We start from the raw sequence: 13,403 nt of genomic DNA on the forward strand, positions 1-13,403 counted from the left end.
CGGTGAGGGGCTGAGACCGTCTGTGCCCGAGCGTCTCGGGCACAGATCCGCTGAGAATCGCCGCTGAGAGACAAGGAAGTCATGGCACATCTCGTACTGCTCCATTCCGCACTTGGCAAGACTCCCGGCATCGATGTGATCGCCGAGCGCTTCACCGATGCGGGGCACACCGTCTCCGCTCCGGACTTCTACGAGGGTCGGACATTCACGAATGCGGATGAGGGAGTCGGCCACGCACAGGAAGTCGGGTTCTCCACACTTGTCGACCGCGTGGCAGCGGCCTGCGAGGGACTGCCCGATGAGCTGGTGTTCGCTGGGCTGTCACTTGGCGCGGGCATCGCCCAGCAGATGGGCAAGAACGACCCGCGTGCTCGCGGGGCTCTGCTCTTCCACGGCGGCGGTTTCCCCAAGCCGACCAGGTGGCAGGAACAGGTTCCGGTCCAGATCCACTTCTCGGTCGATGACGTCTGGCGAGAAGCCGGGGGTCAGGAGACTCTGATGGAGTCCGCCGCCCGGACCGGTGCGCCGGCCGAATACTTCCTCTACCCCGGCGACGCGCACCTGTTCAGCGACCCCACGGTCTCCGACTATCGGGAGGACAGCGCGGACCTTCTGTTCACGCGCGCACTGAGCTTCCTCGCGAAGGCCTGAGCACAAGCCCGGAGCTCGCGAAGGACCGAAGGCGCACAGCTGCGACGCCTCCTTCCTTCTCGCGGCCTCCAGCGTCGAGAGCCGACCGTAGCGTCGAAAGCAGACTCCCTGCGGTCGACCCTCGACGCTGCGGTCGGCTCTCGATATTTTCCTCGTCTCGCACCACATCTTCCATATGTGCCATTTGATTGCATTTGATGGTGTTTGATGACATTATCTATTGATGGTTCAGGTATTCACGAAGCAAGAGCTGGCCCAGCTCGGTTTGAGCGACACCACCATCCGCCAAGCACTGAGGTGTTGCCTTCAGAAGGTACGTCGGGGGCACTTTTCTTTGACCCACCCCTGCGATCTCCCCGACCACGCAGCCCTGCATTCAACTGGACCAGATGAGCCGATCGATTATCCGCGGACATATGGCGATATTCGCGATCAGAGTGAACGGCTCAAACCGCTGATCCGCTCACGACTCCACGAACTCCGACCCGGTGACGTCTACTCTCATATCTCTGCCGCATTGCTGCACGGAGTCCAACCTCCCTTTCCGGCCACCGATCAGGTCGAGATCATCCGCAACGGATATCACGCAAACTTCCCTACACTGCGAATCTATGACCGCACGATGCTTCCCTCGAGCCGGGCTGTCATCGGAGATTTCACTGTCACCGACTTGCCTCGCACCCTCGTCGACATCGCCCATGACTACCCGCTGGAAGTGTCAGTGCCGATGATCTCCGAGGCGCGAAGAATCCGAGGAATCAGCGAAACCGACCTTCTCAATCACATGAGCACACGCCGCAGAGGCTGCAGAGCCGCCCGGCAGGCAGTGCTTCTCTCCGACCCGCGGCATGAGTCGCAGGGCGAGTCACTCTGCGCGGTGAAATTCCACCGGTTCGCAATCACCGAGATGGTTCCACAGGTGACAGTCCGCGATCATGCCGGCAACTTCATCGGCAGGTGCGACTTCAGACATGAAGAATTGCCGCTGATAGTCGAGTTCCACGGCTTGGGGAAGTACTACCTCAACGAGAACGGACCGGACAGCGCAAGCAAAGATAACCACACTCGGCATATGAGACTGAGCAATGCCGGTTTCACTGTCTTCAACCTGGTCTGGGCCGACCTCTTCAGGAGGGACATGTTCGTCGCCATCAAGCGCCACATCACCGAGAGCAGAGCCTAGCGTCGAGAGCAGACTCCCTGCGATCGGCTTTCGCCGCTAGGGTCTGCTCTCGACGTCAACGACGCGGGGCGGAGCCGCAGCGTCGACAATCGACGCCCTATGCGAGACCGTGTCAGTTCATGACGAGGCCGTTGTCGACGATGAGGTTCTGCCCCGTGACCGCACGTGAGCCCGGGGAGGCGAAGAACACCACTGCTGAGGCCAGCTCTTCGGGAGTGGTCACATGGCCGAGGGCACTCGCCTCAGCGATCTGGTCGAAGACTGCCTCGGGCGTGGCCGAGGATGCATCCGTGGTGCGCAGCAGTCCGCCCGAGACCATGTTCACCCGGACTCCGCTCGGACCAAGGTCTTTGGCGAACGTCCTGGTCAGCGACAACAGCGCAGCTTTCGCCGCGGTGTAGTCGTGATAGGGAACGACGGGACTCTGGACAAGGTTCGAGCCGATGTTGATGACGCGGCCCGACCCGATCTCACGGAATCCGCTCATCGCCGCCTGAACCGTGTTGAGTGCAGCACCCACTGCACCGCGGAACTGAACGACGAAGTCCGAAAAGTCGATCTCATCCGCCGGCTGCCTGTCATCACCGTTGAAGGAGAAATCGACGAGGGCGCTGTTGACCACGGTCGACACCGGAGCACCGAACTCGGCGTGCGCTGCAGTGAACATCGCGTCAACGGCACGGGAGTCGGTGACGTCGGCCTCGATCGCCACTGCACGACCGCCTCGGGCGCGGATCGCCTCGGCGAGCTCTTCAGCGGTCTCCGACGAGTACCGATAGTTGATGACGAGCGCCGAGCCCTCGTGGGCGAATGCCTTCGCGATCGAGGACCCCACTCCACGTCCTGCACCGGTCACAAGGACCACCTGCTGATCCAGGGGCATGGCAGCAGTTGTGAAAGCGTGGGCATTGCTCATCGCGATTCTCCTTCGAACGCTGGGCGGGCCACGTCGCTGACAACGACGTGACAGGTCGTGTTCTCACCCTACCGCCGGGGCACTCCACCGGTCCCGCAAACGGTCATGCCCAGGCGGCCGAACGTGATTACCGCGCCAAAGCTCCTTAGACTACGTAGACGACCATCGTTGTCCATCCCCAGGAAGTCCCTTATGAGCGAGATCGGCGCCAGCATTTCCATTGGAGTTCTCGCAGCACTCGCAGTCCTCCTCGTCTACCTCATCGCCGCACGCGTCGGCAGATGGCAGCCGCGGCCCCAATACCGTTCGCAGAACGGACAGGCACCGCAGCAGGGAGGATACGGGCAGGGCGGTCAACCCGGGACCCAGTCCTACGATCAGGCCACTCGCGCCTACGACCAGAACACCCGTGCCTACGGTCAGGGCGCGTATGGTCAGGGCGCATATGGTCAGGGCGCATATGGTCAGGGCGCATATGGTCAGGGCGCGTACGGCAACGAAGACGAAACGCGCGTCATGCCGACTGCCGGCGCTGATGCCGAACCGCGCGCAACGAAGGCGGATCTGACGCAGAACATCAGCTACTCGGGACAGCTGGTCGAGCAGAACCGCCGAGCCGCGTCAGCCTCCAACGGCGACACGCTCGCCGTATTCACCTACATCGCCGGTGCCGCCCTCATCGCGGTCATCGCCTTCGTATTCTTCAACAACCTCCTCCTGCCGGCCACGATCGGAGCCCTCGCCGGCGCGATCATCTGTGTTGCTCTGGCCTCGACCTACACGCTGAAGTCCCTTGACTTCTGGCCGGACAACTCGACGATCACGATCATCAACCTCCTCGTCGCACTGGCCGCATCGGTGACGATGTTCATCGGCGCCCAGCGCACGGAGCGCGACGGCTTCAACCTCAACTCGATCACCGACTCCTTCGATCCGCTGCCCTTCAGCGAAGGCTTCTCCGCCTTCGCCATGTCCATCGGTGATCGCGTCGTCCAGTTCTTCACCGACTACGGGTTCCTCGGCTTCGTCTTCTTCCTCCTGATGGCCATCGGCTTCATCATCGTCGTCGTCCTGGCTGCGAAGTCGCTCGTCGACGTTATGGACTGGCGCATCTTCTCCAATTTCGGGCACTTCGTCACCGATCGCCCGATGTCCCACTCGCGCGCGGTGCGCTTCCAATCGTCGAAGGTCTCACACACTGTGACCTCGATCGTTCTCTGTGTGATAGCAGTGCTCTGCGCCACCGGAACGCTCTACGACGCATTCACCTGGTTCACACGCTGATGAACATCTCAGCAACAGGGATATAAGATAGTCTCCGGACTTCCTCCGTCGTGTCGTGCCACCGAGTGCGTCGCATCGGCCCTCCGAAGACTGTGACGAACTACCCGAAAAGGGATGAGAACCTCAATTGGCGAACGGCAACGCAACATTCCGGCACTCGAACGTGGCGCTTCTCGGGCTGACCGAGACCATCGCCCCGAATGAAGTGACCTCTGAAGAATTCGACGAGCGCCTCGCCGATACTCTGTCCAACCTCCGCCTGCCCACCAGGCTCCTGCAGCGTGTGGCCGGTGTCCACTCGCGTCGCAACTGGGACCAGCCGAGTCAGTTCGCCGACGGTGCGATCGAAGCCGGCAAGAACGCCCTCGTCGAGGCAGGGGTGCCCCCCGATGCCATCGGACTGATGGTCAACACCTCGGTCACCCGCGAACACCTCGAGCCCTCCGTGGCCGTGGGCGTCCACGCCGGTATCGGGCTGGGTCCGCAGGCCATGAACTTCGACATCGCGAATGCGTGCTTGGGCTTCGTCAACGGAATGACTCTGGTCGCGAACATGATCGATGCAGGTCAGATCGAGTACGGGCTCGTCGTCGCCGGTGAGGACGCCTCCCGCGTCCAAGAGGCCACGCTGCGTCGGCTCAATCGGCCGGAGATCACCCGCGAGGAGTACCTCAACGAGTTCGCCTCGCTGACCTTGGGCTCCGGTGCCGCAGCCGCTGTCCTCGGACCCGCCGACAAGCACCCAGAAGGCCACCGCATCCACGGCGGCATCACGCGCGCCGCCACCCAGCACCACGAATTGTGCGTCGGCGACCACAACGGGATGTTCACCGACACCAAAGGTCTGCTGGCCGGCGGTATGGAACTCGTCGTCGCCGCCTGGGAAGAAGCCCATGCCGACGGCTGGAACTGGCGCGACATGGACCGCTATGTCATGCACCAGGTCTCCGACGTGCACACGAATTCGATCACGAAGGCCGCCGATCTCGACCCTGACCGGATTCCCGTGACCTACCCGGAGCTGGGCAACGTCGGACCCGCTTCGCTGCCGATCACGCTCAGCCGTGAAGCTTCGACCCTCAAACGTGGCGACCGCATCCTGTGCATGGGTGTCGGCTCCGGCCTCAACACCGCAATGACCGAAATCGAGTGGTAGAGACCTCATGAAATTTCCTGCACGGCCGGCCACGACTCCTCCGAAGCTGCCCGAGTGGGACCCCGCCTGGTCCCGAATCGTCGACGCGCAGACCGAGGACGGGACACATTCCTTCCACGTCCTCGACACCCTCGACGTCCTCACCGACGCCGAGCTCGAACCCAGCGGCACCATCCTCGCTCTGCACGGCAACCCGACCTGGTCGTACCTGTGGCGCCACCTCGCGCAGGCGACAGTGGATTCTGCTCGCGCCGGCGGACGCGTGTGGAGGCTCATCGCCCCCGATCAGCTCGAGATGGGATTCTCTGAGCGCCTGGCCCACGATTCGCTGCCGACGCCCGCGAACGCCGAGGTGCGCCGCATCTCCCAGCGCATCGGCGATTTCGATGCGGTCGCGACCACCCTCCTCGCCGAGGTTGCCGGCAGCGCCGCTGCCGTCGAGGCTTCGTCGGCTGCCGCACCCGTCCGGTCCTCCGGCACGTCGGCCGGCAGTGCCACCGCTGCCACCACTGCCACCACTGCCACCGGGACCGATCACCCGATCGTCACGATCGGCCACGATTGGGGCGGAGTCCTGTCCCTGGGATGGGCGGCACGCAACGCCGACCTCGTCTCCGCGGCGATCAGTCTGAATACCGCCGTCCATCAGCCTGAGGACTCGCCGATCCCCGCTCCGCTGCGAGCGACCCTCGCCGGCCCGATGCTGCCGACCGCCACCGTCGTCACCGACGGATTCCTGCGGGTCACGCTCAGCCTCGGCGATCTCGATCCGACGGCCAAGAGCGCCTTCCGCGCTCCGTACGAGACGGCTGCGCTGCGACACGGCATCGGCGGCTTCGTTGCAGACATTCCCGTCGACGACAAGCATGCCTCCGACCCGGAGCTGCAGCGCATCGGCGCGGACATCGCCGCCTTCGACCACCCGGCTCTGCTCGTGTGGGGACCGAAGGACCCGGTGTTCCTCGAACGCTACCTGCGCGATCTGCGCCAACGTCTGCCGCAGGCCGACGTCCACCGCTTCGAACTCGGCTCACACCTCGTCAGCGAGGACTACGACGTGGCCGGAGTCGTCACCGACTGGCTCGCGGCGCAGTTCCCGACCGCGGCCACCTTCCCGGTGACCCCGAAAGCGGCACCAGACTCGCAGGCGACCACGGACCCGACACCGTCGAACGAACACGCCGCAGCAGCCTCGGCGACGTCCGCCGCACCGGCTCGCCCGGTGACCGGGATCCTCGACGCCCGCCGCGATGACGAGTCGATCGCCTCGGTGGATTTCTCGCAGAACCCGGCACAGCAGATCACCTGGCGTCACCTCTGGCACGTGACCACGAGCATCACGAACGGCCTGCTCGACCTCGGCGTGCGTCCCGGCGATCGGGTCTCCATGCTCGTCCCGCCCGGCAACAACCTCACCGCAGCGCTCTACGCCTGCCTGAAGATCGGCGCGGTCGCGGTCGTCGCCGACGCAGGACTCGGGCCGAAGGGCATGACTCGGGCGACCACCTCGGCGGATCCGAAATGGATCATCGGGGAACTGCCCGGACTCAGCCTCGCCCGCGCCTTCAACTGGCCCGGACGTCGCATCTCCGTGTCCCCGCTGGGCCCGCTGCAGCGCCGACTGTTCAAGGTCGAGACCAGCCTGACGGCACTCTCGCGCACCCCGCACCGCGCCGAGTTCCCCACCCCCGCGGTCACCGACGATGCCGCGATCCTCTTCACCTCCGGCTCGACCGGACCGGCCAAGGGCGTGCGCTATACACACGGCGACATCTCGGCACTGGCAGCGGTGCTGACCAGCGTCTTCGACGTGAAGGAAGGCACCGGCCTGGTTGCTGGATTCCCTCCGTTCGCACTGCTCGGGCCCGCCATCGGAGCCACCTCGGTGACGCCGGACATGTCCGTGACGAAGCCCAAAACGCTCACGGCGAGCGCCATCGCCGATTCGATCATCGCCGGCAGCGCCACCATGGTCTTCGCCTCCCCCGCCGCGTACACGAACGTCGCAGCCACCGCCTCTGCTCTCGATGCCGAGCAGAAGGCCGCCTGCTCTCGCGTTGAACTCGTGCTCTCTGCTGGTGCGCCGGTGCCGCTGGAACTCATGGAGGCCATAGCCGAGGTGTTCCCGAACGCGAGCATCCACTCGCCCTACGGGATGACCGAGGGCCTCCTGCTCACCGACATCGACCGTCATGGTGTGGCCGAAGCGGCCGCCACCAGCAATCTCGGCGTGTGTGTGGGCCGACCGATCGACGGTGTCGAGCTCGCGCTGGCTCCGATCGACGCGTCCGGAACTCCTGCGGATTCGCTGCTCCAGGGCACTGCCGCGCAGGGCCGATTGGGTGAATTGGTCGTCAGCGCCGCGCACATCAAGTCCGGCTACGACAACCTTTGGGCGACGACCGCGCAGTCGGCGCGCGACAACCTCGGCGGACGGACCTGGCACCGGACGAACGACATCGGACACATCGATGCCGAAGGCCGTGTCTGGCTCGAAGGTCGCCTGCAGCACGTGGTGACGACGCCGCGCGGACCCGTCGGACCGGGCGGGCTCGAAGCGCTCATCGACTCCGACGAGCAGGTTAGCCGCAGTGCCGTCGTCGGCATCGGCCCCGAGGGCACACAGTCGCTGGTTGCCGTCCTCGATGCCGAAGGCACGGACCTCTCCCCCGGTCTGGCACCGTTGGATATCTCAGCACGGCTGCGCGGACAAGTCGCCCGCGTGGTCGGCCATGACCTCACCGCGGTCCTCGTCGCCCCGACGTTCCCAACCGACATCCGACACAACTCGAAGATCGACCGCTCGCGTCTGGCCGCGTGGGCCGATCACGTGCTGGCCGGCGGGTCAGTGCGCACCAAGGTCTGATCCGGTCCACTGAGCCCGGGCGACTGCACGGTTGCCCGATTCGCTTCGCTGAGGAGTTCGCATGAAGATCACCGTCACCGGCGCCTCCGGGCTGCTCGGTTCATCCGTCGCCCGAGCCCTTGTTGCCGCTGGCCACGAGGTGACGACGCTGCAGCGCCGTCCCTCCGCCGTCGAGGGCGCCCACGATGTCGTCGGCTCTGTGACCGATCCAACGACCGTTGCTCAGGCTCTCACCGGCGCCGAGGCGGTCGTGCACTTGGCAGCGAAGGTGTCCATGATGGGCGACCCGAGTGATTTCGAGGCGGTGAACATCGGCGGCACGAGCACGCTCATCGACGCCGCGCAGGCGGCCGGAGTCCGGCGTCTGGTCCACATCTCCTCGCCGTCTGTGGCGCACACCGGAGACTCGATCATCGGCGACGGTGCAGGTCCCGCCTCACCCGAGTCAGCTCGCGGCGAGTATGCGCGCACGAAGGCCGCCGGTGAGCTCATCGCCCTTGAGGCCGACTCGGACGACTTCAAGGTTCTCGTCCTGCGTCCCCACCTGATGTGGGGCCCGGGAGATGCACAGCTGACGGAACGGGTCATCGACCGTGCGCGGTCCGGGCGCATGCCGGTGCTCGGCTCAGGTGCGGCGCTGGTCGATACTCTCTTCGTCGAGAACGCGGTCGAGGCAATCGTCGCGGCCGTCGACGCCGTCGACTCCACACATGGTGAGGCCTTGGTGGTCACGAACGGTCAGCCGCGTCCCATCGGCGAGCTGATGTCACGGATCGCGATCGCCGGCGGGGCCGAGGAGCCGAAGCTGCGCATCCCCGTGGGTCCTGCTCTGGCGGCTGGGTCCGTGGTGGAGAAGGTGTGGGATCTGGGTGAGCACGACGACGAACCGCCGCTGACGCGGTTCTTGGCCGAACAGCTCTCGACCGCCCACTGGTTCGACCAGCGGCGGACGCAGGAAGTGCTGGGCTGGACACCGCGAGTCAGCGTCGAGCAGGGGCTCGAGATCCTCGCGAAGCACTACTCACGCGACTAGGCGCTGCCTCGGTCAGTCCTTCGGGTCGGAGTTCTCGCCGATCGGAGCACTGTCGTGATCGGCGCTGTCAGGATCGCCCGAGCCCTCAGGATCGCCTGAGCTCTCAGCCGCATCGGCGTGTGCAGTGCCGTCTGAGCTGGTGGATTCTGCGTCTTCCAGCGCGTCTACGGAGAAGCCCGGCTCTCCTGCGGGCGGGTTCTCCAAGGACGATCCGGTTGCCTCTTCGTCGACTTCGTCAGCGCGCAGAGACTTCGGTGCTTCGCCTTCGGGTTCGTGGATTCCGGGTTCAGCCGCCGCCGATTCTTCGACCGTCGCAGACGACGTCTCGTCGTTCGCCAGCTGATCCTCGTCGAATTCGTCTGAGTCGTCACTGCCCGTTTCGTCCGCAGAGCGATCCGTGGCTGCCTGGTCCTTCGTCGACTCGATTCCATCCGCGTCGTCCTTCGCACCGACTGACGCATCCGCGGGCTTGTCCTCTCCGGGAATTTCGGGGACGTACGGATCGGTCGCGGATGCCTTCGGCTTCGCACCGCTGCCGTCGATCCCTTCGAGACTCACCCCCGCCTCGGCGGCCAATCGTTCCCGACGTTCGGCGCGCGCCCGGGCACGGTCCTCATCACTCATCGCGGGCTTCGCGGGAGCGGAGTCCTTGCGGGTCGGCCTGGCTGCCTCCCAGATCAGCAGGACGATGACCATCGTGATTCCGACTGTCGCTCCCATGAGCAGCGAACCCCACGGACGCGGCATCGAGAAGATACCGGTGATGGCGTTGACTCCGAACAGGGCGCCGATGCCGATGATGAATGCAACAAGGTATCTCATGTCCCCATTGTGCCTTGTCTGCTCCCACGATCAGTCGATGACCGCACAATACCTATCGTGGGATATCGGAATTCGGGCGGTGCCCCTGTGAATCGGCTCTGATCGTGCGGCGGGCGGCGTCACTAGACGAAATTCGGCCCCCACACAACCCCCGCAGATACGGAATTCCACCCGCACCAGCCTCGGCGCGGGTGTGTGCCATGAGTCACAATGAATACATGAACACGAGCGCAGAGAAGCAGTCCCCCAGCTACGACGATGTCATCGACGCCATCAGCGCGAACCCGGAAGGGTTCTGGCTTGAGAAGGCCACAGAGTACATCGATTGGGTCAAGGAGCCGACCCGAGCCGTCGACGATGCGAACGCCCCGATCTACCGCTGGTACCCCGACGGCGAACTCAATGTCTGCTACAACGCCATCGACCGCCACGTCGAGGCCGGACGTGGCGATCAGGCAGCGATCATCTACGACTCCCCCGTCACGGACACCATCCGCACGATCACATACACGGAGCTCCTGGGCGAGGTTTCACGCTTCGCCCGAGCCCTCTCCGACAAAGGCGTGACCAAAGGCGATCGGGTCGTCATCTACATGCCGATGGTCCCCGAGGCGGCTGTTGCCACGCTCGCCTGTGCCCGCATCGGCGCGATCCATTCGGTCGTGTTCGGCGGATTCGCACCGAACGAGCTGGCCGTGCGCATCGACGACACCGCTCCGAAGGCCGTCATCTCCACCTCGTGCGGAGTCGAGAAGAGCCGCATCCTCGAATACAAGCCGATGCTCGACGAAGCTATCGACCTGGCACAGAACAAACCCGAGTTCTCCGTCATCGTCCAACGCGACGAACACCGGTGCGAGCTGGGCGAGAACGATCTCGACTACGCCGAACTCCTCGCCGCCTCCCCGGAGGGGATCGACCCGGTGACCGTCAAGGCCACCGACGAGCTCTATGTCCTCTACACCTCAGGCACGACGGGCAAACCGAAGGGCATCGTGCGCGACTCGGGCGGCTACGCGGTCGCCTTGGCCTATTCGATGCCGACTCTCTTCGACCTCAACCCCGGGGATACGATGTTCACCGCCTCGGACGTCGGCTGGGTCGTCGGGCACTCCTACATCGTCTACGCGCCGCTGCTCGCCGGAGTCACCTCTGTCCTCTTCGAGGGCAAGCCGATCGGCACTCCGGATGCGGGCACGTTCTTCCGCATCATCGAGCAACACGGAGTAAACGTCCACTTCACTGCACCGACGGCCATGCGCGTGGTGCGCAAGGAAGACCCGGAGGGCGAGCTGATCAAGAAGTACGATCTCTCGAGCCTGCGGGCGTCGTTCCTCGCCGGCGAGCGCCTCGACCCCGACACATACGAATGGACGACACAGATCCTCGCCGAGGCGACCGGTCGAGACATCCCCGTCGTCGACAACTGGTGGCAGACGGAGACGGGGTGGCCGATCGCTGCCAACCCGCTCGGACTCAACCGATTCCCGCTCAAGGCAGGGTCACCGACGAAGCCCGTTCCCGGGTACCAGATCGAGATACTCGACGCCTCAGGCAAGCCTGTACCAGCCGGCGAAGAGGGACTCATCGTCATGAAGCTGCCATTGCCTCCCGGCACGATGGCCACGGTCTGGGGTGATGATTCCCGGTTCGTCTCCTCGTATCTGGCAGCCTTCGACGGCTACTACCTCACCGGCGACTCGGGATACCTGGATGAGGATGGGTACGTCTTCGTCATGGGCCGCACCGATGACGTCATCAACGTCGCAGGCCACCGTCTGTCGACCGGTGTGATCGAGGCGGTCATCGCCTCGCATCCGGCGGTCACGGAGACGGCCGTAATCGGCGTTCACGATGAGACGAAGGGCCAGAGTCCGCGCGCCCTCGTTGTGCTCGGCGACTCCGCCGAGGCGACTGATCCGGATACGATCATCGCTGAGTTGGTCGCCCTGGTGCGCAAGGAGATCGGCCCCGTCGCCGCCTTCAAGCAGGTCGACATCGTTCCGGCCCTGCCGAAGACCCGGTCGGGGAAGATTCTGCGCAAGACGATGCGGGAGATCGCCGACGGCGTCGATTCACCGGCTGTGCCTTCGACAATCGAGGACCGGTCAGTGCTCGACTCTCTCGAATCGGTGCTCAACCGGCGCTGAGCGAGTGTGCCCCTCGTCGCTTCAGCGGGCGGACAGCGGGCGCGACTGCTTGCCTGCGGTGCACCGTCGACAGCAGGTGGTGGGTGATCGACGAGCGCCGGTCACCCACCCGCGTGTTGCCTCGGTTCCGATTCCACTGCGCTCAGGATCGAACGCCGTGCTTGAAGCCGGCCGCGAATCCGCGTTCGAAGGCGGCCTCGGCCATCCGGCCGCGCCCGTCATCTCCACGACCGAAGCCGCCTCCACGCCCGAAGCTGTCTCCACGACTGGAACCGTCTCCGCGGCCACGGCCACCTCGGCGGCCGAAGCCTGGACCGCGGCGCTCTCCGAAGTTCAGGCCGCGCCCATCGCCGAAAGGGCCCCGATCGCGCTCATCGCCGAAGCCGACGTCTGGTCCGCCGCGAAACCGCGGGTCGACTCCTCGTCCCGTTCCATGTCCGCGGTCGCGGCCGCGACCGCGACCGTTTTCGTGGTTGCGGCTGTGTTCGTGGCTGCGGCCGTGTTCATGATCGCAGGTTTCGCGGTGGTTCTGACCTTCACCCCGGCCTCCGGGGAAGCCGTGACGCCCGAACGGACGCCCTTCGGAGGCGAATTCGCCGCCACCGAGTCGGTCGATGATCTTCTCCAATGAGGCTGCCAGCGAGTCGGCCTCCTCTGATGTCAGAACGTCTTCGACTTTGGCTCCGACTCGATCGCGGATCGTCTGCAAGCCCTCCCAGAGGTGAGCCCGCTCGTCGCTGCCTGTCGATTCGCTCCACCGACGCTTCCAGTCCGCCTTGCCCGCAGCATGTGGAGCGTCGGGGTTGACCTGTTCGTCAGCGTTGGCCGATTCGCCCGATCGGGCTGGGCCTTCTGCGACGGGTGAAGCGCCCGACTCGTCGGCATTCCAGCGTCGGTCTCGACGCATCCGCATCATTTCGCGTGGATCGATGTCGGCCGAGGCAGCTGCGGCGACGAATTCCCTGCGCAGCAGTCGGCTCACATTCTTCAACAGATGCGGGAGGTCCGAGCCATCGGACGGACTCCCGACGCCGTGGTCGCCGGCGCGGTCGGAATCGGCACCCGAGCCGTTCCGATCGCCTTCTGCATCAGCGAAATCGTCCGCGCGATCGTCCGAGTCCGCGCGATCGTCCAAGTCCGCGCGATCGCCCAAGTCCGCGCGATTGTCCATGTCCGAGAGACCGCCGCCGTCCGGCTGCGCGAATTCCTCAGTGAAGTCCGGCGCGGAGTCTGCCGTGGAGTCCCCTGCGGAGCTGTCGCTATTCGCCGAGACCTGGTCGTCGGCATTGTCGTTGAAATTGCTGTCGTTGCTGTTGTCGTTGTCGTGCGTAGTCATGTCAAC

The 13,403-nt window shown here is 64.9% G+C and carries 10 protein-coding genes; 7 read left to right on the forward strand and 3 right to left on the reverse strand.

Going from position 1 to position 13,403, the window contains the following annotated elements; genetic code table 11:
• Positions 1 to 81: 81 nt before the first annotated feature.
• Positions 82 to 651, forward strand: a complete 570-nt coding sequence (locus tag MPN20_RS09715; protein WP_242781568.1) for a dienelactone hydrolase family protein — start codon at positions 82 to 84, stop codon at positions 649 to 651.
• A gap of 622 nt (positions 652 to 1,273) precedes the next feature.
• On the forward strand, positions 1,274 to 1,834 hold the full coding sequence (locus MPN20_RS09720) for a hypothetical protein (RefSeq protein ID WP_242781569.1): 561 nt from the start codon (positions 1,274 to 1,276) through the stop codon (positions 1,832 to 1,834).
• A 112-nt stretch (positions 1,835 to 1,946) separates the two neighbouring features.
• On the opposite strand, the gene MPN20_RS09725 is transcribed toward MPN20_RS09720, so the two are convergent.
• On the reverse strand, positions 1,947 to 2,750 hold the full coding sequence (locus tag MPN20_RS09725) for a 3-oxoacyl-ACP reductase (protein WP_242781570.1): 804 nt from the start codon (positions 2,748 to 2,750) through the stop codon (positions 1,947 to 1,949).
• A gap of 192 nt (positions 2,751 to 2,942) precedes the next feature.
• On the opposite strand from MPN20_RS09725, the gene MPN20_RS09730 reads away from it, so the two are divergent.
• From MPN20_RS09730 to MPN20_RS09745, 4 genes are all read left to right on the forward strand, one after another.
• The gene (locus MPN20_RS09730) at positions 2,943 to 4,034 is read left to right on the forward strand and encodes a hypothetical protein (RefSeq protein WP_242781571.1); all 1,092 of its coding nucleotides are present in this window, start codon (positions 2,943 to 2,945) and stop codon (positions 4,032 to 4,034) included.
• A gap of 127 nt (positions 4,035 to 4,161) precedes the next feature.
• Positions 4,162 to 5,190, forward strand: coding sequence for a 3-oxoacyl-ACP synthase III (locus MPN20_RS09735; protein ID WP_242781572.1), 1,029 nt, complete (start codon positions 4,162 to 4,164; stop codon positions 5,188 to 5,190).
• Between the two features lie 7 nt (positions 5,191 to 5,197).
• Positions 5,198 to 8,056, forward strand: coding sequence for an alpha/beta fold hydrolase (locus tag MPN20_RS09740; protein ID WP_242781574.1), 2,859 nt, complete (start codon positions 5,198 to 5,200; stop codon positions 8,054 to 8,056).
• Positions 8,057 to 8,117: 61 nt separating this feature from the next.
• A complete protein-coding gene (locus MPN20_RS09745; RefSeq protein ID WP_242781576.1) occupies positions 8,118 to 9,089 on the forward strand; it encodes an NAD-dependent epimerase/dehydratase family protein in 972 nt (323 codons plus the stop codon).
• 12 nt (positions 9,090 to 9,101) lie between these two features.
• Here the strand turns inward: MPN20_RS09745 and MPN20_RS09750 are convergent, their stop codons facing one another.
• On the reverse strand, positions 9,102 to 9,911 hold the full coding sequence (locus tag MPN20_RS09750) for a hypothetical protein (RefSeq protein WP_242781578.1): 810 nt from the start codon (positions 9,909 to 9,911) through the stop codon (positions 9,102 to 9,104).
• 218 nt (positions 9,912 to 10,129) lie between these two features.
• Here MPN20_RS09750 and MPN20_RS09755 point away from each other — a divergent pair, with 218 nt between their 5' ends.
• Complete coding sequence (locus MPN20_RS09755; RefSeq protein WP_242781580.1) at positions 10,130 to 12,061, forward strand: acetate--CoA ligase; 1,932 nt, start codon at positions 10,130 to 10,132, stop codon at positions 12,059 to 12,061.
• Positions 12,062 to 12,203: 142 nt separating this feature from the next.
• Here MPN20_RS09755 and MPN20_RS09760 read toward each other — a convergent pair whose 3' ends face one another.
• Positions 12,204 to 13,397: a hypothetical protein gene (locus MPN20_RS09760; protein ID WP_242781582.1), complete on the reverse strand. Its 1,194-nt coding sequence runs from the start codon at positions 13,395 to 13,397 to the stop codon at positions 12,204 to 12,206.
• Positions 13,398 to 13,403: the final 6 nt, after the last annotated feature.

The sequence above is a fragment of the Brevibacterium sp. ZH18 genome, assembly GCF_022748595.1.
Taxonomy (GTDB): domain Bacteria; phylum Actinomycetota; class Actinomycetes; order Actinomycetales; family Brevibacteriaceae; genus Brevibacterium.

Excerpts from the sequence above, each read along its gene's own strand:
- MPN20_RS09745 (WP_242781576.1), top strand. The coding sequence starts at position 8,118 with ATGAAGATCACCGTCACCGGCGCCTCCGGGCTGCTCGGTTCATCCGTC.
- MPN20_RS09755 (WP_242781580.1), top strand. The coding sequence starts at position 10,130 with ATGAACACGAGCGCAGAGAAGCAGTCCCCCAGCTACGACGATGTCATC.
- MPN20_RS09725 (WP_242781570.1), bottom strand. The coding sequence starts at position 2,750 with ATGAGCAATGCCCACGCTTTCACAACTGCTGCCATGCCCCTGGATCAG.
- MPN20_RS09730 (WP_242781571.1), top strand. The coding sequence starts at position 2,943 with ATGAGCGAGATCGGCGCCAGCATTTCCATTGGAGTTCTCGCAGCACTC.
- MPN20_RS09750 (WP_242781578.1), bottom strand. The coding sequence starts at position 9,911 with ATGAGATACCTTGTTGCATTCATCATCGGCATCGGCGCCCTGTTCGGA.
- MPN20_RS09715 (WP_242781568.1), top strand. The coding sequence starts at position 82 with ATGGCACATCTCGTACTGCTCCATTCCGCACTTGGCAAGACTCCCGGC.
- MPN20_RS09740 (WP_242781574.1), top strand. The coding sequence starts at position 5,198 with ATGAAATTTCCTGCACGGCCGGCCACGACTCCTCCGAAGCTGCCCGAG.
- MPN20_RS09760 (WP_242781582.1), bottom strand. The coding sequence starts at position 13,397 with ATGACTACGCACGACAACGACAACAGCAACGACAGCAATTTCAACGAC.
- MPN20_RS09720 (WP_242781569.1), top strand. The coding sequence starts at position 1,274 with ATGCTTCCCTCGAGCCGGGCTGTCATCGGAGATTTCACTGTCACCGAC.